The organism is Phenylobacterium sp. (genome assembly GCF_036563285.1).
GTDB lineage: Bacteria > Pseudomonadota > Alphaproteobacteria > Caulobacterales > Caulobacteraceae > Phenylobacterium.
Genome location: NZ_DATCMR010000008.1, coordinates 135839 through 155155, shown reverse-complemented (window position 1 = coordinate 155155; position 19317 = coordinate 135839). Strand labels below are relative to the sequence as shown.

At 71.0% G+C, this 19317-nt stretch carries 24 protein-coding genes; 11 read left to right on the top strand and 13 right to left on the bottom strand.

The genetic code is table 11. The features are described from left to right. Positions 1-31: 31 nt before the first annotated feature. From recN to VIL76_RS09050, 3 genes are all read left to right on the top strand, one after another. Positions 32-1729, top strand: a complete 1698-nt coding sequence (gene recN / locus VIL76_RS09060) for a DNA repair protein RecN (protein ID WP_332044696.1) — start codon at positions 32-34, stop codon at positions 1727-1729. A 23-nt stretch (positions 1730-1752) separates the two neighbouring features. Beyond that, positions 1753-3831 carry an NAD-dependent DNA ligase LigA gene (gene ligA, locus VIL76_RS09055; RefSeq protein ID WP_414695423.1) on the top strand — a complete coding sequence of 693 codons (2079 nt, stop codon included), beginning with the start codon at positions 1753-1755 and terminating at the stop codon, positions 3829-3831. Positions 3832-3934: 103 nt separating this feature from the next. Beyond that, positions 3935-4480: a hypothetical protein gene (locus VIL76_RS09050; protein ID WP_332044695.1), complete on the top strand. Its 546-nt coding sequence runs from the start codon at positions 3935-3937 to the stop codon at positions 4478-4480. On the opposite strand, the gene VIL76_RS09045 is transcribed toward VIL76_RS09050, so the two are convergent. Both VIL76_RS09045 and VIL76_RS09040 read right to left on the bottom strand, forming a co-directional pair. Then, positions 4481-5323 carry a class I SAM-dependent methyltransferase gene (locus tag VIL76_RS09045; RefSeq protein ID WP_332044694.1) on the bottom strand — a complete coding sequence of 281 codons (843 nt, stop codon included), beginning with the start codon at positions 5321-5323 and terminating at the stop codon, positions 4481-4483. Positions 5324-5327: 4 nt separating this feature from the next. After that, a complete protein-coding gene (locus VIL76_RS09040; protein WP_332044693.1) occupies positions 5328-7142 on the bottom strand; it encodes an aminopeptidase P family protein in 1815 nt (604 codons plus the stop codon). Positions 7143-7253: 111 nt separating this feature from the next. On the opposite strand from VIL76_RS09040, the gene VIL76_RS09035 reads away from it, so the two are divergent. After that, complete coding sequence (locus tag VIL76_RS09035) at positions 7254-7598, top strand: GIY-YIG nuclease family protein (protein WP_332044692.1); 345 nt, start codon at positions 7254-7256, stop codon at positions 7596-7598. Here the strand turns inward: VIL76_RS09035 and VIL76_RS09030 are convergent, their stop codons facing one another. The 3 genes from VIL76_RS09030 to VIL76_RS09020 all read right to left on the bottom strand — a co-directional run bounded on the left by VIL76_RS09030 (position 7599) and on the right by VIL76_RS09020 (position 9488). Then, complete coding sequence (locus VIL76_RS09030) at positions 7599-8030, bottom strand: hypothetical protein (protein WP_332044691.1); 432 nt, start codon at positions 8028-8030, stop codon at positions 7599-7601. A 69-nt stretch (positions 8031-8099) separates the two neighbouring features. Continuing rightward, positions 8100-8966 carry a 50S ribosomal protein L11 methyltransferase gene (locus tag VIL76_RS09025; protein ID WP_332044690.1) on the bottom strand — a complete coding sequence of 289 codons (867 nt, stop codon included), beginning with the start codon at positions 8964-8966 and terminating at the stop codon, positions 8100-8102. 48 nt (positions 8967-9014) lie between these two features. After that, positions 9015-9488 (bottom strand): hypothetical protein, encoded by a 474-nt coding sequence (locus VIL76_RS09020; RefSeq protein WP_332044689.1) that lies wholly within the window; start codon positions 9486-9488, stop codon positions 9015-9017. A gap of 149 nt (positions 9489-9637) precedes the next feature. On the opposite strand from VIL76_RS09020, the gene VIL76_RS09015 reads away from it, so the two are divergent. Further along, complete coding sequence (locus tag VIL76_RS09015; RefSeq protein WP_332044688.1) at positions 9638-10210, top strand: DUF7662 domain-containing protein; 573 nt, start codon at positions 9638-9640, stop codon at positions 10208-10210. Here the strand turns inward: VIL76_RS09015 and VIL76_RS09010 are convergent. Together VIL76_RS09010 and VIL76_RS09005 are read right to left on the bottom strand one after the other, a co-directional pair. Then, positions 10207-12534, bottom strand: coding sequence for an ATP-dependent helicase (locus VIL76_RS09010; protein WP_332044687.1), 2328 nt, complete (start codon positions 12532-12534; stop codon positions 10207-10209). The two genes, VIL76_RS09015 and VIL76_RS09010, sit on opposite strands and share 4 nt — an antisense overlap. 76 nt (positions 12535-12610) lie before the next feature. Beyond that, positions 12611-12880 (bottom strand): hypothetical protein, encoded by a 270-nt coding sequence (locus VIL76_RS09005; protein WP_332044686.1) that lies wholly within the window; start codon positions 12878-12880, stop codon positions 12611-12613. A gap of 91 nt (positions 12881-12971) precedes the next feature. Between VIL76_RS09005 and VIL76_RS09000 the strand changes: the two genes are divergently transcribed. From VIL76_RS09000 to VIL76_RS08985, 4 genes are all read left to right on the top strand, one after another. Further along, a complete protein-coding gene (locus VIL76_RS09000) occupies positions 12972-13412 on the top strand; it encodes a PH domain-containing protein (RefSeq protein ID WP_332044685.1) in 441 nt (146 codons plus the stop codon). Between the two features lie 73 nt (positions 13413-13485). Next, complete coding sequence (locus VIL76_RS08995; RefSeq protein WP_332044684.1) at positions 13486-13698, top strand: hypothetical protein; 213 nt, start codon at positions 13486-13488, stop codon at positions 13696-13698. A 19-nt stretch (positions 13699-13717) separates the two neighbouring features. Next, positions 13718-13843 carry a hypothetical protein gene (locus VIL76_RS08990; protein ID WP_332044683.1) on the top strand — a complete coding sequence of 42 codons (126 nt, stop codon included), beginning with the start codon at positions 13718-13720 and terminating at the stop codon, positions 13841-13843. A 21-nt stretch (positions 13844-13864) separates the two neighbouring features. After that, the gene (locus VIL76_RS08985; RefSeq protein ID WP_332044682.1) at positions 13865-14131 is read left to right on the top strand and encodes a hypothetical protein; all 267 of its coding nucleotides are present in this window, start codon (positions 13865-13867) and stop codon (positions 14129-14131) included. On the opposite strand, the gene VIL76_RS08980 is transcribed toward VIL76_RS08985, so the two are convergent. Further along, positions 14128-14340: a ribbon-helix-helix domain-containing protein gene (locus tag VIL76_RS08980; RefSeq protein ID WP_332044681.1), complete on the bottom strand. Its 213-nt coding sequence runs from the start codon at positions 14338-14340 to the stop codon at positions 14128-14130. The two genes, VIL76_RS08985 and VIL76_RS08980, sit on opposite strands and share 4 nt — an antisense overlap. 110 nt (positions 14341-14450) lie before the next feature. Between VIL76_RS08980 and VIL76_RS08975 the strand changes: the two genes are divergently transcribed. Next, positions 14451-15200: a Coq4 family protein gene (locus tag VIL76_RS08975; protein ID WP_332044680.1), complete on the top strand. Its 750-nt coding sequence runs from the start codon at positions 14451-14453 to the stop codon at positions 15198-15200. 30 nt (positions 15201-15230) lie between these two features. Here VIL76_RS08975 and VIL76_RS08970 read toward each other — a convergent pair whose 3' ends face one another. Further along, positions 15231-15407: a DUF4169 family protein gene (locus VIL76_RS08970; protein ID WP_332044679.1), complete on the bottom strand. Its 177-nt coding sequence runs from the start codon at positions 15405-15407 to the stop codon at positions 15231-15233. Between the two features lie 89 nt (positions 15408-15496). Here VIL76_RS08970 and VIL76_RS08965 point away from each other — a divergent pair, with 89 nt between their 5' ends. After that, positions 15497-15733 (top strand): DUF2171 domain-containing protein, encoded by a 237-nt coding sequence (locus VIL76_RS08965; RefSeq protein ID WP_332044678.1) that lies wholly within the window; start codon positions 15497-15499, stop codon positions 15731-15733. A 53-nt stretch (positions 15734-15786) separates the two neighbouring features. On the opposite strand, the gene VIL76_RS08960 is transcribed toward VIL76_RS08965, so the two are convergent. From VIL76_RS08960 to VIL76_RS08945, 4 genes are all read right to left on the bottom strand, one after another. Further along, entirely contained in the window at positions 15787-16617 is an 831-nt protein-coding gene (locus VIL76_RS08960) for a Crp/Fnr family transcriptional regulator (protein WP_332044677.1), read from the bottom strand. 91 nt (positions 16618-16708) lie between these two features. Beyond that, entirely contained in the window at positions 16709-17794 is a 1086-nt protein-coding gene (locus VIL76_RS08955; protein WP_332044676.1) for a patatin-like phospholipase family protein, read from the bottom strand. 19 nt (positions 17795-17813) lie between these two features. After that, a complete protein-coding gene (locus VIL76_RS08950; RefSeq protein WP_332044675.1) occupies positions 17814-19016 on the bottom strand; it encodes a pyridoxal phosphate-dependent aminotransferase in 1203 nt (400 codons plus the stop codon). Between the two features lie 61 nt (positions 19017-19077). Further along, a complete protein-coding gene (locus tag VIL76_RS08945; RefSeq protein WP_332044674.1) occupies positions 19078-19242 on the bottom strand; it encodes a hypothetical protein in 165 nt (54 codons plus the stop codon). Positions 19243-19317: the final 75 nt, after the last annotated feature.

The following is a 19317-nucleotide window of genomic DNA, read 5'->3' as shown; positions in this document are numbered from 1 at the left end:
GAAAGCCGCGATTCCGGCGATCTTCGCACCCATGCTGATCGGGCTCTGGATCCGTGACGTGGTGCTGATCGAGGCCCTGGACCTGTCCATCGGTCCGGGCCTGACGGCGCTCACCGGCGAGACCGGGGCGGGCAAGTCGATCATCCTCGACGCCCTCGGCCTGGCCGTGGGCGCCCGCGCCGACAGCGGGCTGGTGCGCCGCGGCGCCTCGCAGGCGGTGGTCTCCGCGGTCTTCGCCCCGGCCCCGGGGCATCCCGTCTGGGAGCTGCTGGAGGAAAAGGGCCTCTCCTACGCCCGCGACGAGGACCTGGTGCTTCGCCGCACCCTCGCCGCGGACGGCCGCAGCCGCGCCTTCGTCAACGACCAGGCCACCGGCGTCGGCGTGCTGAAGGAGATCGGCGAGGCCCTGCTCGAGGTGCACGGACAGCACGAGACCGTGGGCCTGCTGGACGCCCGCACCCATCGCCCAATGCTCGACGGGTTCGGCGGCCTGCAGGCTCTGGCCGGCACGGTCGGCGAGGGCTGGCGCGCCTGGCGGGCCGCGAAGGACAAGGTCGAAGCCCTGCGCGAGACCGTGGCGCGGGCTGCCGCCGACGTCGAGGAGCTGAGCCTGCGCCTGGCCGAGCTGGACCGCCTTGACCCCCGCGAGGGTGAGGAGGCCGACCTCGCCGAGGAGCGCGCGGTGCTGGGCGCGGCCGAGAAGGCGCTGGGCGACATTGCAGGCGCCCGCGAGGTGTTCGACGGCCTCTCCGGCCGCGTGGCCGGCGCCGTGCGGGCCCTCGACCGGGCGCGCGAGCGGGCGCTGGCGGCCGGCGCGGGGGAGGGGACCGCCGCCGTGCGCAGGCTCACCGAGGCGTCGGCCGCGCTCGATCGGGTGCTGGTGGAGGCCCACGAGGCGGAGGCGGCCATCGACTCCGCCGCCGAGGCCTTCGAGTTCGAGCCGGACCGGCTGGAGAAGGCCGAGGAGCGCCTCTTCGACCTCCGGGGCCTGGCCCGCAAGCTGGGCGTCAGCGTCGAGGAGTTGCCGCTGGTCCGCCAGCGCATGGCCGAGCGTCTGCGGGCGGTCGAGACCTCCGAAGACGACCTGAAGGCCGCCGAGGCCGAGCTGAAGGCGGCGCGTGACGCCTACCTCGCCGCCGCCGCCAAGCTCACCGCCGGGCGCAAGGCCGCCGGCGAAGCGCTCGCCATGGCAGTGATGGCCGAGCTGGGGCCCCTGAAGCTGGACAAGGCCCGCTTCCGCGTCGCCGTCGAGCCCCTCGACGAGGCGCGCGCCGGCCCCGCCGGCGTCGACCGCGTCGCCTTCGAGATCTCCACCAACCCGGGCGCGCCGTTCGGCGACTTGGGCGCCATCGCCTCGGGCGGCGAACTGGCGCGCTTCGCCCTGGCGCTGAAGGCGGCGCTCGCTGGCCGCGGCGCCGGTCCACAGCCGCTGATGATCTTCGACGAGGTCGACCAGGGGGTCGGCGGCGCCGTCGCCGACGCCGTCGGCCTGCGCCTGAAGCGCCTGGCCGGCCAGGGCCAGGTTCTGGTGGTCACCCACTCGCCTCAGGTCGCAGCCCGCGCCGAGGCGCATTGGCGGATCGCCAAGGCAGGCGAGGGCGAACGGGTTCGTACCGTGGTGGAAGCCCTCTCCGCCGCCGACCGCGAAGAGGAGATCGCCCGGATGCTCGCCGGCGCCGAGGTCACCGACGCCGCCCGCGCCGCCGCCCGCGCCCTGATGGACGCGTGAGCCTGAGCCGCTAAATAGGCCCGGTGAAACCCGTCGAACAGTTGACCGAGGCCGAGGCCGTCGAGGAGCTCACGCAACTCGCCGACGAGATCGCCGCGCATGACATCCGCTATCACCAGGAAGACGCGCCCACGATCTCGGACGCCGAGTACGACGCGCTGAAGCTGCGCAACGCCGCCATCGAGGCCCGCTTCCCGCACCTGGTCCGGGACAACTCGCCCTCCTTGAGGGTCGGCGCCGCGCGTTCGGAGCAGTTCGCGCCGGTGGAGCACGGCGTGCCGATGCTCAGCCTCGACAACGCCTTCTCCGACGAGGACGCCCTGGAGTTCGACGCCCGCGTCCGGCGGTTCCTGCGGCTCGATGAGGAAGTGGCCTACACCGCCGAGCCGAAGATCGACGGGCTCTCCTGCTCGATCCGCTACGAGGCCGGCCGGCTGGTCCGCGCCGCCACCCGCGGCGACGGCCGGGTCGGTGAGGACGTCACGGCCAATGTGCTCACCGTGGGCGAGATCCCCAAGCGGCTGTCCGGCTCCGGCTGGCCCGAGGTCATTGAGGTTCGCGGCGAGGTCTACCTGGGCCACGAGGAGTTCGCCCAGCTGAACGCCCAGGCCGAGGCCTCCGGCGGCCGCACCTACGCCAATCCGCGCAACGCGGCCGCGGGCTCCCTGCGCCAGATCGACCCGAAGGTCACGGCGGGCCGGCCACTGAAGTTCTTCGCCTACGCCTGGGGCCACGTGTCAGAGCCGTTCGCGAAGAGCCAGTGGGAGGCGCTCAACCTGCTCAAGGCGTGGGGCTTCCAGGTGACGCCGCAGAGCCAGTGCGTGTCCGGGCCGGCGGGCCTGCTCGCCGCCTACCGGGACATGGAGGCCGCCCGCCCGCACCTCGGCTACGACATCGACGGCGTCGTCTACAAGGTTGACCGGCTGGACTGGCAGCAGCGGCTGGGCTTCGTCTCCCGCGCCCCACGCTGGGGCGTCGCGCGCAAGTTCCCGGCGCAGCAGGCCCGCACCGTACTGGAGGCGATCGACATCCAGGTCGGCCGCACGGGCGCGCTGACCCCCGTCGCGCGGCTGACGCCGGTCACCGTCGGCGGCGTGGTGGTCACGAACGCCACCCTGCACAACGCCGACGAGATTGCCCGCCTGGACGTGCGCGTCGGTGACACCGTGATCCTGCAGCGCGCCGGCGACGTGATCCCGCAGATCCTCAGCGTTGTGGCGGAGGAGCGGCCGAAGGATGCCGCCCCTTACGAGTTCCCGCGCCGTTGCCCGTGCCCGCTGCACACGGAGGTGGTGCGCGAGACCACCCACGCCGGCGCCGAGACGGTCGTGCGCCGCTGCTCCGGCGAGTTCGCCTGCCCGTTCCAGAAGCTCGCCCACCTGCGCCACTTCGTCTCCCGCCGCGCCTTCGACATCGAGGGGCTGGGCGAGAAGCAGCTGTCGCTGTTCGTCGAGAAGGGCTGGCTGACCTCCCCGGCCGACATCTTCCGCCTGCACGAGAAGAAGGATGAGTTGCTCGCCCTCGAGCGGTTCGCCGAGACCAGCGTTGGCAACCTGCTGAAGAACATCGAGGCCCGCCGGACCATCAGCCTCGACCGCTTCATCTACGGCCTGGGCATCCGCCACATCGGCGAGACCACGGCGGTGGTGATGGCCCGCGGTTACGGGACTGCGGAGGCCTTCCTGGCGGCCATGGACAAGGTCGCTGATCGCGACCCCGAGGCGGTGCAGGAACTGGACGACATGGACCAGATCGGCGGCGCGGTGATCGAGGCAGCCGCCGCCTTCTTCGCCGAGGACCACAACCGCGCCATGGTCGAGGACCTGAAGGCGCAGCTCCAGGTGCAGGACGCCGAGAAGCCGAAGACCGACACTGCCGTCGCCGGCAAGACCGTGGTCTTCACCGGCGCCCTGGAGAAGATGACCCGCGACGAGGCCAAGGCCCAGGCCGAGCGGCTGGGCGCCAAGGTGTCCGGCTCGGTCTCCAAGAAGACGGACCTGGTGGTCGCCGGCCCCGGCGCGGGCTCGAAACTGAAGACCGCGGCCGAGCTGGGCATCCAGGTGCTGACCGAGGACGAGTGGCTGGAGCTGGTGGGCGCCTGACGCCGCTGTGACCGGGGTCACACCCCTCCGGCGGGACGCACCGGCGAATGGGATACCCGCCCGGCCCGCATCCGTACGCGCCCGCCAGGTGGTGGAGGATCGCATGCGTCACCCGGTCAGCGCCGAGATACATGAGCTTTCGGCAGAGGACGCGCGACGCGCCGAGGGCCTGCGCGGCTACTTCGTGGAGACCCATGGCCATCGGCCATCGGAGAGCCTGATCGCGGCGGCGCTGGCCAACAGCTCGGCGGCGGCCGGGCTGACGGACCTCGCCGATCCGAGCGTCCGCATGGTCTTCGCCGACGCCGGCCAGGAGCCGGCATTGCAGCTGCAGGGAGCCGGCGACCACATCCAGTGGGAGCTCACCCTGGCGCGGCAGGGGCACCTGGCCATCGCGCTCGCCTGGCCGGGCCGGCGGGGACGTCCCGGGGCACTCTCGGCTATCCTCGACGCCGGCGGAGCGAGCCCCACCTGGGTGTCGGGCGGGCAGGCGGGCAATCGCGGCGGCGACAGCGTTCACGTGCTGCGCGTCGTGGGAGCCCCTGCGGGCCGCTACCTGCTGACGGTGACGGCCGAGGCAGTGGCGCGCGCCCCGCAGCCCTTCGCCCTGGTGGTCAGCGGTCCGGTGGCCGGGCTCGCGCTGGCCTGACTAACCGGGAGCGCGTGCGGTGACGATCCAGATCGCCGCGCCGAGCTTCACGCCGTCGGGCCCCGCATGGGGCGCAAGCGCGTGCCGAACGGCCTCACGGACCGCCGCGGCGAGGTGAGGGTGCTCGCGGATCTGGGCGCCGAGCGGGCCGATCTTCATGGCGAGCTCCGTGGTGGCCTCGACGTCGCCGCCGCCGACCTTCTCGTCGTGGGGCGCAATCGCGATGTCCTGGAAGCCTGCGGCCTCCAGGATGCTGCGTGGGCGTTCCGGGTCGGCAAAGGCGAAGGGCCCCGGCGCGCCCGGTTCCGGCGGCTGGGGCGGCTGCGGGAGCAGGGGCAGGGCCGCCACCATGGGCAAGGTCATCACCGGGTTCTCGGTCGGGGGCCGCCAGCACACGAAGGCAAGTCGGCCGCCCGGTCTCATCGCCCTGCGGATGTTGCCGAACGCGGCCTGGGGATCGGCGAAGAACATGACGCCGAAGCGGGAAAACACCGCGTCGAATGCGCCCGGCTCGAACGGATGGGTCTGGGCGTCGGCCTCCACGAACTCAACCCCGGACAACCCCTCGGCGCGCCGGCGGGAGATCTTCAGGAGCGGCCGCGAGATGTCGACGCCCGTCGCGGCGCCGCCAGGGCCGACCGCTGCCTTCAGCTCCAGCGTCGTCTCCCCAGCCCCGCAACCCACGTCGAGGATCCGTTCGCCCGGACCGGGCGCCAGCACGGCCATGCCGGCCCGCCCGAGCGGCGCCAGCTGGCGGTCGAGCGCGGCCTGCGACTGCGCCCAGACGGGCCCGGCGGACTCGTTCCAGTAGGCGACCTGGGCCGCGTTGGGGGCCTCGCTCATCGGGTCACAGCGGGGCGCAGACCTCTTCCAGCCAGGCGCGGACGTCGGCCGGCACCTGGGGGCCCACCACGCCGAGCACGCGGGCATGGTAGGCGTCGAACTGGTGGCGCTCCTCGTCGGTGAGCATCTCCTTGACGACCAGCCGCCGGTCGATGGGCGCGAGAGTCAGGGCCTCGAACGCCATCATGGGGCGCTCGCCGCCTTTGATCTCCTGCGGCTGGGTGACCACCTGCAGGTTCTCGATGCGGATGCCGTATTCGCCTTCCTTGTAGTAGCCCGGCTCGTTGGAGACGATCATCCCCGGCCGCAGGGCGACGGTGTTCGGCGCCTTGGAGATCCGCTGCGGGCCTTCGTGGACGCCCAGGTACGAGCCGACGCCGTGACCAGTGCCGTGGTCGTAGTCGAGCCCATGGCTCCACAGCGGCACGCGCGCCAGGGCGTCCAGCGCCGAGCCGGTGGTGCCGGCGGGGAACATCACCCGCGACAGCGCCAAGTGGCCCTTCAGCACCAGGGTGAACCGCTCGCGCATCTCCTGCGTGGGCTCGCCGATGGCCACCGTGCGGGTGACGTCGGTGGTGCCGTCCAGGTACTGGCCGCCGGAGTCCACCAGCAGGAGGCTGCCCATCGTGGCCCGCTTGTTGTTCTTCCGCGTCGGACGGTAGTGGCAGATGGCGCCGTTGCCCAGCGCGCCGGCGATGGTGTCGAAGCTGAGGTCCTTGATCGCGCCGGTCTCCTCGCGGAAGCCTTCCAGCTTCGTGACCGCCTCGATCTCGTCCGGCGGGTTGACCTGGCCTTCGGTCGCCAGCCAGTGGAGGAAGCGCGACAGCGCCGCTCCGTCCCGCGCGTGGGCGCGCCGCGTGCCCTCGATCTCGACCGGGTTCTTGCAGGCCCGCGGCAGGGCGCATGGGTCGTCGCCGCGGAGCACCTCGGCGCCGGCGCCGCTGAGCGCCTCGAAGTACCAGGACGCGGATTGGGCGGGATCGACAACCACCCGCTTTCCCCGCAGCTCGGTGAGCGCCTGGGGCAGGTCTTCGCTGGTCTCGAGGCGGACCTCGTTGCCGAGCCAGGCCGGCAGCTCCGGGGTTACCTTCTGCGGGTCCAGGAACAGCCGCGCCGAGCCGTCGGCGTTCAGCACGGCTTGGCCCAGCGGCAGGGGCGAGCGGATGACGTCGCCGCCGCGGATGTTGAACAGCCAGGCGATGGAGGCGGGCGCGGTGATCACCGCGGCTTCGGCGCCCCGGGCGGCCAGGCTTTCACCGATACGGTGGCGCTTGGAGGAAGAGTCCTCGCCGGCGTACTCCAGAGGGTGCGGCACGACAGGGGCGGTGGGTTGCGGTGGGCGCGCCTCGCCCCAGGCCTTGTCGAGCGGATTGGGCGTGACGGGCCGAAGCTCGGCGCCCGCCTTCGCGGCGGCCGTCTTGAGGTGGTAGAGCGCGTCGGGGCTGTGCAGGCGCGGGTCGTATCCGATCGCCTGGCCGGGCGCGGCGGCCTGCTCAAGGTAGGCCGGCACGCCGCCGTCCACGAGATCGCGGATCTCGAAGAGGCTCTGGTCGACCTGGTCGCGGACCTGGATGGTGTAGCGGCCGTCCACGAAGACGGCGGCCCTGTCCCTCAGGATCACCGCGGCCCCGGCCGAGCCGGTGAAGCCCGTGGCCCAGGCCAGCCGATCGTTGGCGGCGGGCAGGTATTCGTTCTGGTGCTCGTCCTCGTGCGGGATCAGGAAGCCGTCGAGGCCCTGCTCGGCCATGGCCTGGCGGATCAGGGGCACGTGCTTGGCCCCGAAGGACGGATCGGTGCTTTCGTCGAAGGTCTGGCGCATGGGTTGGATGTAGTCCGTCCCGGCGCGGAGGGCAAAGGGCCGCAGCCTCTGAAGCGGCTATTTTACCCGGATCAAATTGACAGCTTCTTTGGTGCTCTGTAGCCAGCAGCCATGGACAAGCAGAGCCGCCGATCCGCCGTGCGCGACTACAAGGAGCGCAGGATCCCGACGGGGGTCTACGTGGTGCGCTGCGCCTCCAGCGGCGAAGCCTGGGTGGGCTTGTCGCGCAACCTCCACGCCCAGCAGAACTCCCTCTTCTTCAGCCTCCGCCTCGGGAGCCACGTGAACAAGGCGCTGCAGGCCGCGTGGCGCGAGTACGGCGCGGAGGCCTTCAGTTACGAGGTGCTGGAGGTGATCGAGGACGAGGACCTGACGCGGCTCGGGCGCGACGACATGCTCAAGCGCCGCGAGCGCCACTGGATGGACGCGCTCGCCGCGGCAAAGATCGTCGGCTGACTACTCCGGAAGCGGCTCGCTGGTCGCCGCATTTTGGGCAGCCTCCGCGGCGCTCTGGGCCGTCTGCGCGGCCTGCTGGGCGGCTTGTTGGGCTGCGGCCTGGGCGTTCGCGGCCGCGATCTCGCTGGCCCGGGCGGTGGAGTCCATCGTCGACTGGGCGGCCTGGCTGGCCTGCACCGCGGCCATCTGGGCGTCAGCCGTGGCATTGGCGAGCGCCGCCTCGGCCATGCCCTGCTCGCGTGCGGCCTGCAGCTCGGCCTCGGTGGTCCCGGTGTTGGCCGTCACCACGAAGAAGACGCCGATGATGGCGATCAGCCCGATGAGGGCGGCGACCCACCAGCCGGTGGAGTTCTCGCGCACCCGGACGACCTCTTGGCGCACGGCGCCGGTCTCGTCGGTGATGATCGTGCGCTCGACCTGATCGTCGGACATGGCGGTGCTCCTGCCGGCCGAAGCTCGGCCGTTAGGAGCGAAACGTCATTTGATTGAAGCGGTTCCGCTTCAGGCGCGGCGCAGCACCAGGGTCGCCCAGGCGTCGCGGTGCAGGCGGCGCACCAGCCGGAAGCCCTTGGAGGTGTAGGCCGCCAGCACCCGCCGCTCCTGCGTGCGCAGCAGGCCGGAGAGGATGGCGAGCCCGCCAGGCCGCAGCGCCCGCCTGATGTCCTGCGACAGGGCCACCAGCGGGGGGGCCAAGATGTTCGCGAACACCAGGTCGTAGGGCCTGCCGCCGCGCACCTGCGGATGGTCCAGCCCCGAGGCGTGGACGAAATGGGCCGTGGCCTGGTTCAGCGCGGCGTTCTCGTTGGCGATGCGCACGGAGACGCGGTCGATGTCGGTGCCGACCGCCAGCCGCGAGCCCGTCCGCGCCGCGGCGATCGCCAGCACGCCGGTGCCGCAGCCCACGTCCAGCACCTTCGGGAAGCTCTGCGCGCGCAGCAGATCGTGGAAGGCCTGCAGGCAGCCGACCGTCGTCCCGTGGTGGCCGGTGCCGAACGCCGCTCCGGCCTCGATGCGCAGGTTCACGCTCGACGGCGGCGCGAGCCCGCGGTCGTGTGCGCCATAGACGAAGAACCGGCCCGCCCGCACCGGCGGCAGACCCGACAGCGACATGGCCAGCCAGTCGGCGTCGGCGAGCTTCTCGGTGGCCACCCTCAGGGCCCCGAAGCCGCCCAGCACTTCCATAAGCCCGCGGCGCTCCTCCTCGGAGGTCGGGAAGGCGTCGATGCGCCAGACGTCGCGGTCCTCGTCCTCCTCCAGGATGGAGTAGGTGACCGTCTCGGTGCTTGGCGTTTCGTCGATCGCCGCCGCCGCGGCCTCGGCCTGCGCGCGGGGGCCGCGGGCGGTGATCTGGACGGCGTCTTCGCTCATGCGCGCCCGTCTAGCGGCGGGCGTGACCGAATGCGAGGGGAGAAGCGCTCAGACGGCTGGCGAGGTGTCGCCGGTGGCCTCGGGCGGCGCGTCATCGTCGATGTGCGCCTCCTCGGGCGGCGGGGGAGGCGGCGGAGCCTCGGCCACACGGGCGGAGGCCTCATACGCCACGCCGCCGCTGATCGACGGGTAGAGAGGCTCGGCCCGCGGCGGCTCCTGCCAGCGCAAGTCCGAGCGGGCGTACTCCCGGGGTTGTTCACGGCTCTCTTCGTAATAGTCGCGCACCGGCGCGGGCTCGTAGGCGATGTCGTCGCGCCAGGCGTAGGCCGCCTTCCAGTCGGTGCCGACCACATAGTCAGGGATCTGGCCCTGGTAGTCGGCGAAGGTCATGCCGGGGTCGAACGGGCCGGTGGAGCGCACCCCGGACCAGCCGGCGAAGATCTGCGGGCCTTCCGGCCGGTCGTCGCCGCGCAGGTTCGGCTTCATCGCGCCGCCCAGCAGCAGCCCTGCCACGGCGGCCATGCCAACTCCGGTAAACAGCGACTTCACTTGCACGGCCTTAGTCTTCGATCATCCGGTTCCGCGGCCTAAGCGCGTGACGGGCGCGTTGGTTCAGGGCCAAGGTGGCGCCAATTGCGCCATTTGAGCGTTGAGGCCGCGGGAGACCTCAAATGAGCAAGTACCAACCCCTTTCCGAGCGGCTGCGCGGCTTCGACTTCCAGCAGTGGCAGACGAGCTTTTCCGAGATCGAGGAAATGCTGGGCTTCCCGCTGCCCAAGGGCGCCCGCAGCGGCAAGGCCTGGTGGCGGGACGGCGAGAAGAACCATGTGAGGGCGTGGACCGAGCACGGCTGGGAAGCCGGCGATGTCGATCCCTCGACCGGCGTGGTCACCTTCCGCCGCAGCGACATCTCGCCAGCGGCCCTGGAAGCCGCCGGTGCGCTGGAGCCGCCCGGCGAGATCGACGCCGACCTCGACATGCCCGCGCCCCCGCCGCCACCCTACGCCGCCCCCGACGCCATGACCCACGCGCAGCCGGCGCTGCATGAAGGCCCGGCGGATCGTCGCGAGGAAGAGCCACGTCCGGGCAGCCACGCCGAGGCCTGGAAGAATCGCGCCAGGCAGGCCCTGCAGCGCGTTCCCGCGCCGCCTAAGAACCTCGGCGCCGTGGCGATGATCGCCGGCGGCGTGGCCATCGTGGCGGGTCTGGCGACCTTCCTGTTCCGCCGCGGGCGCGACAGCTAGGCCCGCTCCACGAAGCTGTCGATGACCTTCTTCTCGCCGGCCTTCTCAAAGGCGACGGTGAGCTTGTTGCCTTCCACGAAAGTCACGGCGCCGTAGCCGAACTTGATGTGGAAGACGCGATCGCCGCGCTTGTAGTCGCTGGCCGCGGAGCTCTCTGAGACGGCGACGAGGCGGCCTTCGCCCTCGATCACCTGCTGCCGGCCGGGGTGGGAGCCGCGGTAGCCCTGCGCCTGGGCGCGCTTCCAGCCGGGGGAGGAGTATCCTGCTCCGAAGGAGGGACTCTCGTCCCAGCGAGAGCCGTGCTGCTGCATGCCGGGGCCGCCGCCGTAGTAGCCGGTCTCAGACGAGGCCTCCACGTTGGCGATCGGCAGCTCGTCCACGAAGCGGGAGGGCAGCTGGCTGGTCCAGCGGCCGTAGACCTGGCGGTTGGCGGCGAAGGAGACGCGGACCTCCTCGCGGCCGCGGGTGATGCCGACGTAGGCGAGCCTCCGCTCCTCCTCGAGGCCCTTCTCGCCCTTCTCGTCCATCGAACGCTGAGACGGGAAGATGCCTTCCTCCCAGCCGGGCAGGAACACCAGCGGGAACTCCAGCCCCTTGGCCTGGTGCAGGGTCATGATCTGGACGCTGTCGCCGCCCGACGACCTGTCGAGGTCGAGGACGAGGGAGACGTGCTCCAGGAAGCCCTGCAGGGTCTCGAACTCGCCCATGGCGTTGACGAGCTCCTTGAGGTTCTCCAGCCGGCCCTGGGCCTGCGGACTGCGGTCGAGGCGGAGCGCATCGGTGTAGCCGCTCTCCTCCAGCACCGTCTCCATGAGCTGGAAGTGGCGGATACGGCCGGCCTCCAGCCGCCAGCGGTCCAGGTCGCGCAGGAAGTTGGCCAGCGCCGTGCGGGTCCGGGCCGGCAGGTCGTCGGTGAGCACCAGCTGGCGCGCAGCCGTGCTGGCGGGCACGCCGTTCACCCGGGCGATGTGCAGCAGCTTCTGGACGGTGGTGTCGCCGATCCCGCGCTTGGGCGTGTTGACGATCCGCTCGAAGGCCAGGTCGTCATCCTCGGAGAAGATCAGCCGCAGGTAGGCGACGGCGTCGCGGATCTCGGCCCGCTCGAAGAACCGGGGCCCGCCGATCACCACATAGGGGATCTGCAGCAGCACGAAGCGCTCCTCGAAGGCGCGCATCTGGAAGGCGGCGCGGACCAGGATGGCCATGTCGCGGTACTTGCGGCCCGAGCGCCTGGCGCGCTCCACCTCGTCAGCGATCAGCCGGCTCTCGGCCTCGCCGTCCCAAACGCCGCGGACGATCACCTTCTCGCCGCCCTCGGCCTCGGTCCACAGGGTCTTGCCGAGCCGGCTCTTGTTGGCGGCGATGAGGCCCGATGCGGCCGCCAGGATGTGGCTCGTCGAGCGGTAGTTGCGCTCCAGCCGCACCACCTTGGCGCCCGGGAAGTCGCGCTCGAACCTCAGGATGTTGTCCACCTCGGCGCCCCGCCAGCCATAGATCGACTGGTCGTCGTCGCCAACGCAGCAGACGTTCTGGCGCTTCTGCGCCAGCAGCCGCAGCCACAGGTACTGGGCGACGTTGGTGTCCTGGTACTCGTCCACCAGCAGGTAGCGGAACCGGTCGTGGTACTCGGCCAGCACGTCCGGGTTGGCCGTGAAGATGGTCAGGTTGTGCAGCAGCAGGTCGCCGAAGTCGCAGGCGTTCAGGATGCGCAGCCGCTCCTGGTACAGGCGGTAGAGCGCCTGGCCGCGGTTGTCGAACTGGGCGTTCTCGGCCGCCGGCAGCTGGTCGGGGCGCCAGCCGCGGTTCTTCCAGTGGTCGATCAGGCCGGCGAGCGCGCGGGGCGTCCAGCGCTTGGTGTTGACGTTCTCGGCCTCGAGGATCTGCTTGATCAGGCGCTCCTGATCGTCGTCGTCCAGGATCGTGTAGTTGCTCTTCAGCCCGACGAGCTCGGCGTGCCGTCGCAGGATCTGGGCGGCTACGGAGTGGAAGGTCCCCAGCCAGCGCAGCCCCTCGGCTTGGGGCCCGATGATGTGGGTGATCCGCTCGCGCATCTCGCGCGCGGCCTTGTTGGTGAAGGTGACGACCAGCAGCTCCCACGGCCGCCCACGGCCGGTGGCCAGGATGTGCGCCAGCCGGGTGGTCAAGACGCGGGTCTTGCCCGTGCCCGCGCCGGCCAGCACCAGCACGGGGCCTTCGGTGGCCTCGACGGCCTCCCGCTGCTCGGGGTTCAGGCCCTGCAGGTAGTCGCGCGCCGGCCCGCCGTCCGCGCGGGCGAGGTCGCTCACGCGCGGGGCGGGGGGCTCGAAGGATTCGGACGGCGGCATGGCAGGCTGTCTAACATGGGAAGGCGGGGAGGACAGCCAGGTGTTCGCGCTGCGTTCCCCTCGCGGCGTGCGGTCTTCAGTCGCCGCTTCGCCGCCGCGGCTGCAGGCCAGCATTGCAGCGCTGCAGGTGGGCCATGAACTCGCCGTACGGCATTTCCGTGAGCGGCCTGGCCTGGCTGGCCCAGTCGCGCATCGGGTCGCGATTGCGCAGGCGGCCGAGATAGACGCGCCAGAGCCGGCGGCCGACGTCCTCGCGGCGCAGGGTCGTGGCGACGCTCAGGCACATGACCATGGACTGCTCCTGCGCGGTCATCGGCGGCGGCGCGGGCGGCAGGTCGGCGAACATGGCCCCAGCCTAGCAGCAATCCGGCTGCGGCGAAGATGCCGTTGCGCCGGGGCGCGGCCCTGCTAGCGTCGCGGGCGTCGGAGGGTCCGCCATGTTGAAGTCCTACGTCGACGAGGTGCTGGCGCCGGGCGAGACCGTCGCGGCGCGGGCCGAGTTCCACTGGACCTGCTACGTCGCGCCGGTGTTCTGGACGTTGGCGACGCTGGGCTTCGGGATCGTGCTGACCGGTCCCTGGATGATCGCCATCTGGCTGGGCCAGAAGAGCACCGACCTGGTCGCCACCGACCGGCGTCTGATCCACAAGACCGGGCTGATCGGCCGGACCGTGGTCGAGCACCGGCTGGAGAAGATAGAGACTATCAACGTGGAGCAGAGCGTGCTCGGGCGGATGCTCAACTACGGCACCGTGAGCGTCACCGGCACCGGGGTCTCGACCATCAGCTTCCCGCGGATCGCCGACCCGCTCGGGTTCAAGCGGGGCATCGAGGCCGCGGCGCACAAGGTGCAGTTCGGAGCGTCGCGGGCGGCCTGACGCTACAGCCAAGCTTGTTTCAGGAACTTCGCCGCGCCCGCTCCGTTTCCCTTCCGGAGCAGGGGAACTCCTCGTGGCCGAAAGCGTCAGACGTCCGATGCCGTCCTGGGCGCCGTGGGTGATCGCGCTCGCGGTGCTCGTGGTGCTGGGGCTGGTGTGGGTCGGGTGGCGCAACGCGCACCGCGCGGCCGACGCCGACCTGGCCGCGCCGCGGCCCGCCGATCTCGTCCCCAAGCTGCCCGACGCGCCGCGCCTGCCGGACGCGCCGATACCAAGACCGAAATGACAGGCGAGCGAAGGGGAGGATGCCGATGCGCCGGGACGAGGATGAACGACGACCGCAGGTGCCGCCTTTGCTCTGGGGGATCCTGGGGCTGCTGGTGGTCGCGGCCTTCGTCCTGGCCATCGGCCTGCTCGACTCCGGAGCCTGATGTGAAACGAGGGACAAGACCATGACCGACCAGCGCAACGCCACCACACCGAAGACCGGCCGCAGGATCCCGCCGCTCGTGTGGATCGTGCTGGCCCTGCTGGTGGGCTGGTTCGTGATCATGATGGTCCAGCGCAACGGCCAGGACGTGACGCCGCAGGGCGGCACGCACCCGACGCAGGCGGAGGGCCCGTCGATCATGCCCGCGGCGCCGGCCAACGGCGATGCGCCCGCGACCCCCGCCGGCGTTGTCAACGGCCCCAACCAGCCTGCGCCCGACAAGCCCTAGGGGCCTTGCGCGAACCTCAGGGCCGCCACCCGACAGGCGGAGGCGAGCGCCCGCTCGCCCCGCTCGCCGTCGATGGCGGCGATGAGGCCGGCCAGGCTGGTGTTCCGCGCGGCCGCCATCTGCTCCAGCACGGCCCAGAACTCGGGCTCCAGGGCGATGGAGGTGGCGTGGCCGGCCAGCAGAACGGAGCGTTTACGCAGGGCGCGCATGATGCGGCGTTGTCGCCCGGAAACGCGCCGGGATCAAAGCGGGCTTGAAAAAAGTTGACGGGGGCGTCATCTTTACAGCCGAAGCTGGTTCGACAGAGGTGGATTCTCCCATGGCGATGGCCGCCGACACGATCGACGCCGCACGCCGTCCCCGCAACGGCGCGCCGAAGCTAGACTGGGCGCACGCGCTGAAGGCGCTGCGCCGGCTGCTGGCCGACAAGGAAGACACCACCCAGGTCTTCGAGATCATGCGCGCCCTGAACGGCAGCGCCACGGCCAAGGCCTACCACCGCCTACTGGCGACCCCGAACGGCGGGCGCATCGCCTACGAGCGGGCGGAGTTCGCCCGCAAGCTGATGGACGACGCCTGGCTGGACAGCCTGCCGGAGGGCTCCGTCGGCGCCGCCTACCGCACCTTCATCCGCTCCGAGCAACTCTCGGCGGAGGGGCTCGCCGAGGTGAGCCGCCAGGGGCTGGCGCAGATCGAGGAGCCGCACCCCTACGCCTGGATGGGCCGGCGCACTCGCGACGTGCACGACATCTGGCACATCCTCTCCGGCTACGGCCGCGACGCCCTCGGCGAAGCCTGCCTGGTGGCGTTCTCCTACGCCCAGACCAAGGGCCTCGGCTGGGCGCTGATCGCGCTCGGCGCCGCCTCGCGCTCGCCGTCGACCCATCCCTACCGCAAGGCCATCTGGCAGGGCTTCCTGCGCGGCCGCCGCGCCGCCTGGCTGCTGGGCGAGGACTACGAGCAGCTCATGGCCGAGCCGCTGGAGACTGCGCGGCGGCGGCTGAACATCACGCCGGCCACCGTATACGACGCGATCCCGCCCGAGGCGCGCGACGGGGCTGTGGGGTAACCCTTACGGTCCTACCGGTGAGGGGAGGGCTCACTCCTCCCGCTTCTTGCCTTCCAGTTCGCGCCGCGCCTTCTCCGCGGCCAGCGCCTCGGCGTCCTTTTCGGCCTTGGTCCGCCCAAAGCGCGCTCGGTTGGCGGCGGCCTGGGCCTTGGCCTGCTGCTTGTGCAGCGCCTTGCGGGCCTTGTTGAAATTGATCGGCTCGGTCACTGGCCGAAGATGCCACGCGCGCGGCCTCGCGCAACCGTGGCCGCGGCTTCCTCGTTTCCGGCCCACGACAGCGACGAGGTGATCAGGTGATGGTGCAGCCTTCCGACATCCACGAGCACATGGAGGTCATCGGCTCCGACGGCGGCCACGTGGGCAAGGTCGACCACCTGGTCGGCGACGAGATCGAGCTGTCCAAGCTCGACCTGGGCGCGGGCCTGAAGCACCACATGGTGCCGCTGAGCTGGGTGGACCGCGTCGAGGACGACAAGGTGATGCTCAACCGAACCAAGGACGCGGCCAGAGCCGCCTGGAAGCAGAAGATCTAGCCAACCAGGGACGCCCGCCGGCCGCTAACCTATGTTAGAGCACAGGCAGGTGTTCAATCTTGCGACGAGAAGCGGTCCTTCACGCGTCGCACCGCACGTTGCACCACCGCCTGGCGCTGCATCGGCACGAGGTCGGCCGCGCGTTCGGCGACCTTGCCGTCCCGGGCTTCCGTCCGCACGAGGTGCAGGTAGTCGGCTTCGAACTTGGCGGCCTTCTTCAGGCGAGCGGGGTCGGGAATGGTCACGACCTTGTTCTCGAATTCGATGAGGTCCTCGGCCCGGAGTTCCTGCAACACGCGGTTCACGTGGACGGAGGTCAGCCCCAGGCCATCGGCCAGCAGTTCCTGAGTGACTGGAAACGGATAGCTGTTGTCGGTGGTGGCGCCCACCACCCGGTAGCGGACGAGCATCTCATAGAACAGGTGCGCGAGGCGCTCCCGGGCGTCGCGGGCGCCATGGTCGACGATCCATTCTCGCAGGATCGCAGAATCCACCATCGTGCCCCACCACATCGCCCAGGTCAGGTTGGACGACTCGGTGAGCAGCTCCACCATGGTGTCGGCCGGAATCAGGACGCAGGTGGTCTCGGCGACCGCCACGATGTCGTGGTCCATGGCCTGGAGCACGAACACCTCCACGTCGCAGAGATCGCCCGGGATCAGGAACGCCATCACCTGGCGGCTCCCATCCCTCAGCTCCTTTCGACGCATCGCAAGCCCGCTGAGCACAAGGTGGATGTTTTGAACCTTGTCGCCCCGCTCGATGATCACCTTCCGCGGGGCATAGGTCTCGGTCGGAAAGTTGAGGAGTTGGTCCAGCCGGTTCCGTTCCGCCGTGTCCAGGCGGGTGAACTGCTCCAGCTTCATGGTCAGGGGGTTGGACATGCCGCCGCGGGGCCTCCGTCGCCAAGCTAACGCACGAGGTTTCGTCCGGGGTCCGGTCGACGCTTGGCGCCGGGCGGATTGAACAGGAGCGTCATGGCGCAGCCGACCAGAGCTCGCCGGCCTCGGCCATGGCGAGCCCCTTGTCGTACATCCGCGTCATCAGGGTGCGGTCGAAGCGCAGCATGCTCATGCCGCCGAAGTCCGACGGCACGCTGGCGGTGCGGAGCTCGAAGCCGTTGATCTCGCAGAAGGCGGCGACGGCTCGCAGGGCGCCGCGGTAGGAGGACCGCAGCATCAGCTCGAAGCTGCGCACCAGCACCGGCAGGGCGCCGACAGGCGTGGTCTTCGGGTAGGGGTGCAGGGTGGTGTTGACGAGGGCGTAGACCTCGACGCCGGCGACGTTCCAGTGCTGGGCGCGCCTCAGGATCATCGGCTCCGGCACCACGAACAGCGGACTGATCGCGCCGCCGTCCACGTGCATCTCGTCGTAGGTCTCCTCGCCGGCCGCCGTGGCGATGATCTTCGGCCGGAACACGCCCGGCAGGCTGGCCGAGGCGACCAGCACGTCGGTGAACAGGGTCAGGGCCGCATCGCCGCCGTGGCTGGCGATCGCGCCCATGTTCCAGATGGAGGTGGTCTGGGCGTCGAGGTTGGCCGTGGCGACGAACAGCCGGCGCCCCGCGGCGTGCGTCTGGGCCACCGCCGCCAGCATGTCGGCGTCGATGTAGCGGCGCACGAGGGCCGCGAGGCGGTCGCTCGGGTAGAGCGCCTGGCCGCGGCGGTATGACGTCAAGTCCAGGAACTCCGGCGCGCCGCCGGTGTAGGCGTCGGCCAGGCGGTCGTCCCAGTCCGGGCCTACGAAGGCGAAGGGGGCGATCAGGGCGCCGGTGCTGACGCCGGTGACCATGTCGAACACCGGCCGGGCGCCGGCTCGCGTGAGGCCGGCCAGGGCGCCTGCGCCATAGGCGCCGCCGGCGCCGCCGCCGGACAGCGCCAGGATGCGCAGCCGCTCGGTCCCGTCCGCCTGCTGCGGTGGGGTGGCGCTGAAGAAGCTGGTCAGCCCCTCGATATCGTCCTCGACCGCGAGGCGCACGCCGGTGAAACCCGGCGGCTGGGCGGCGACGCCCGCCGGCGGCGGATTGCGCCGCCGCCGGGGCCAGGCGGTCTTCAGCGCCATGGCTCGGCGCCGCGCACGATCAGCGGACGTTCGCGCAGAAGCGCTGGATCCGGCCGCAGGCGTCCTCGAGGCATTCGTTGGAGGTTGCGTAGCTGATGCGGAAGTGCGGCGACAGGCCGAAGGCCGCGCCGAACACGACGGCCACGCCCTCGGCTTCCAGGAGCTCGTTGGCGAAGTCCTCGTCGGAGCCGATCGTCCGGCCGCTGGGCGCGGTCTTGCCGAGCAGGCCCTCGCACGACGGATAGACGTAGAAGGCGCCCTCCGGCGTCGGGCAGCGCAGGCCGTTGGCCTGGTTCAGCATCGAGACCACCAGGTCGCGGCGCTCCTGGAACTTGCAGGCGTTCGGCTTGATGAAGTCCTGCGGCCCGTTCAGCGCCTCCACCGCCGCCCACTGGGAGACGGAGGAGGGGTTGGAGGTCGACTGGCTCATCACCTTGGCCATCAGCTTGATCAGCGGCTCGGGTCCGGCCGCGTAGCCGATCCGCCAGCCGGTCATGGCGTAGGCCTTGGACACGCCGTTCATGGTCAGGGTGCGCTCGTAAAGCGCCGGCTCCACCTGGGCGATCGTCCAGAACTTGAAGTCGTCGAACACCAGGTGCTCGTACATGTCGTCCGTCAGGATCCACACGTGCGGGTGGCGCAGCAGGACGTCGGCGACGGCGCGCAGCTCGTCCTTGGTGTAGGCGGCGCCCGAAGGATTGGACGGCGAGTTCAGCAGCACCCAGCGCGTGCGCGGGGTGATCGCCGCCTCAAGGTCCGCCGGCTGCACCTTGAAGCCGGTGGCGGCGCTGGTCGGCACGAACCGCGGCTCGCCGCCGGCCAGCAGCACCATGTCGGGGTAGCTCACCCAATAGGGCGTCGGGATCACCACCTCGTCGCCCGGGTTCAGCGTCGCCATCATGGCGTTGAAGATCACCGGCTTGCCGCCTGGCGAGACGTTCACCTGGGAAGGCTTGTAGGTCAGGCCGTTCTCGCGCTGGAACTTGCCGACGATGGCTTCCTTCAGCTCCGGGATGCCGTCCACGGTGGTGTACTTGGTCTTGCCGTCGCGGATCGCCTTGATGGCGGCTTCCTTGATGTTGTCCGGCGTGTCGAAGTCGGGCTCACCGGCGGCGAGGGTGAGCACGTCGCGGCCCTGCGCCTTCAGCTCGCGCGCCTTCTGGTCGGCCGCCATGGTGGCGGACGGCTTGACGCGCGAAAGGGCGGCGGACTGGAGCGACATGGGAGACCCTGAATCTGGCATGGCGCCCGTCTACCCCAAGCCGGCCCGGCGGGGAACCGGGCTAAGCGGGTTTCGACGCGCTCTGGGTGCGGGTGACGGACTGTTCCAGCTGCCGCCAGGTGCGGGCCATCTGCAGGTGCGCCTCGCGCTCTTCGGGTCGCCTGGCGGCGGCGGCCCGGCGCTCGGCTTCCGAGGCGTAGGCGCGATACTGTTCGGCGGTTCCCATGCGGCGGACCCTAGGCGCTTGCGCGGGGGGGCGATGTGACCTGGGTTACCGTGGGCCGCCGCTCCTTTGCCGCTG

Coding starts and splice junctions, on each gene's coding strand:
- recN (WP_332044696.1), top strand. CDS start 32: ATGCTGATCGGGCTCTGGATCCGTGACGTGGTGCTGATCGAGGCCCTG.
- VIL76_RS09050 (WP_332044695.1), top strand. CDS start 3,935: ATGCGTCACCCGGTCAGCGCCGAGATACATGAGCTTTCGGCAGAGGAC.
- VIL76_RS09045 (WP_332044694.1), bottom strand. CDS start 5,323: ATGAGCGAGGCCCCCAACGCGGCCCAGGTCGCCTACTGGAACGAGTCC.
- VIL76_RS09040 (WP_332044693.1), bottom strand. CDS start 7,142: ATGCGCCAGACCTTCGACGAAAGCACCGATCCGTCCTTCGGGGCCAAG.
- VIL76_RS09035 (WP_332044692.1), top strand. CDS start 7,254: ATGGACAAGCAGAGCCGCCGATCCGCCGTGCGCGACTACAAGGAGCGC.
- VIL76_RS09030 (WP_332044691.1), bottom strand. CDS start 8,030: ATGTCCGACGATCAGGTCGAGCGCACGATCATCACCGACGAGACCGGC.
- VIL76_RS09025 (WP_332044690.1), bottom strand. CDS start 8,966: ATGAGCGAAGACGCCGTCCAGATCACCGCCCGCGGCCCCCGCGCGCAG.
- VIL76_RS09020 (WP_332044689.1), bottom strand. CDS start 9,488: ATGGCCGCCGTGGCAGGGCTGCTGCTGGGCGGCGCGATGAAGCCGAAC.
- VIL76_RS09015 (WP_332044688.1), top strand. CDS start 9,638: ATGAGCAAGTACCAACCCCTTTCCGAGCGGCTGCGCGGCTTCGACTTC.
- VIL76_RS09010 (WP_332044687.1), bottom strand. CDS start 12,534: ATGCCGCCGTCCGAATCCTTCGAGCCCCCCGCCCCGCGCGTGAGCGAC.
- VIL76_RS09005 (WP_332044686.1), bottom strand. CDS start 12,880: ATGTTCGCCGACCTGCCGCCCGCGCCGCCGCCGATGACCGCGCAGGAG.
- VIL76_RS09000 (WP_332044685.1), top strand. CDS start 12,972: ATGTTGAAGTCCTACGTCGACGAGGTGCTGGCGCCGGGCGAGACCGTC.
- VIL76_RS08990 (WP_332044683.1), top strand. CDS start 13,718: ATGCCGATGCGCCGGGACGAGGATGAACGACGACCGCAGGTGCCGCCT.
- VIL76_RS08985 (WP_332044682.1), top strand. CDS start 13,865: ATGACCGACCAGCGCAACGCCACCACACCGAAGACCGGCCGCAGGATC.
- VIL76_RS08980 (WP_332044681.1), bottom strand. CDS start 14,340: ATGCGCGCCCTGCGTAAACGCTCCGTTCTGCTGGCCGGCCACGCCACC.
- VIL76_RS08975 (WP_332044680.1), top strand. CDS start 14,451: ATGGCGATGGCCGCCGACACGATCGACGCCGCACGCCGTCCCCGCAAC.
- VIL76_RS08965 (WP_332044678.1), top strand. CDS start 15,497: ATGGTGCAGCCTTCCGACATCCACGAGCACATGGAGGTCATCGGCTCC.
- VIL76_RS08960 (WP_332044677.1), bottom strand. CDS start 16,617: ATGTCCAACCCCCTGACCATGAAGCTGGAGCAGTTCACCCGCCTGGAC.
- VIL76_RS08955 (WP_332044676.1), bottom strand. CDS start 17,794: ATGGCGCTGAAGACCGCCTGGCCCCGGCGGCGGCGCAATCCGCCGCCG.
- VIL76_RS08950 (WP_332044675.1), bottom strand. CDS start 19,016: ATGTCGCTCCAGTCCGCCGCCCTTTCGCGCGTCAAGCCGTCCGCCACC.
- VIL76_RS08945 (WP_332044674.1), bottom strand. CDS start 19,242: ATGGGAACCGCCGAACAGTATCGCGCCTACGCCTCGGAAGCCGAGCGC.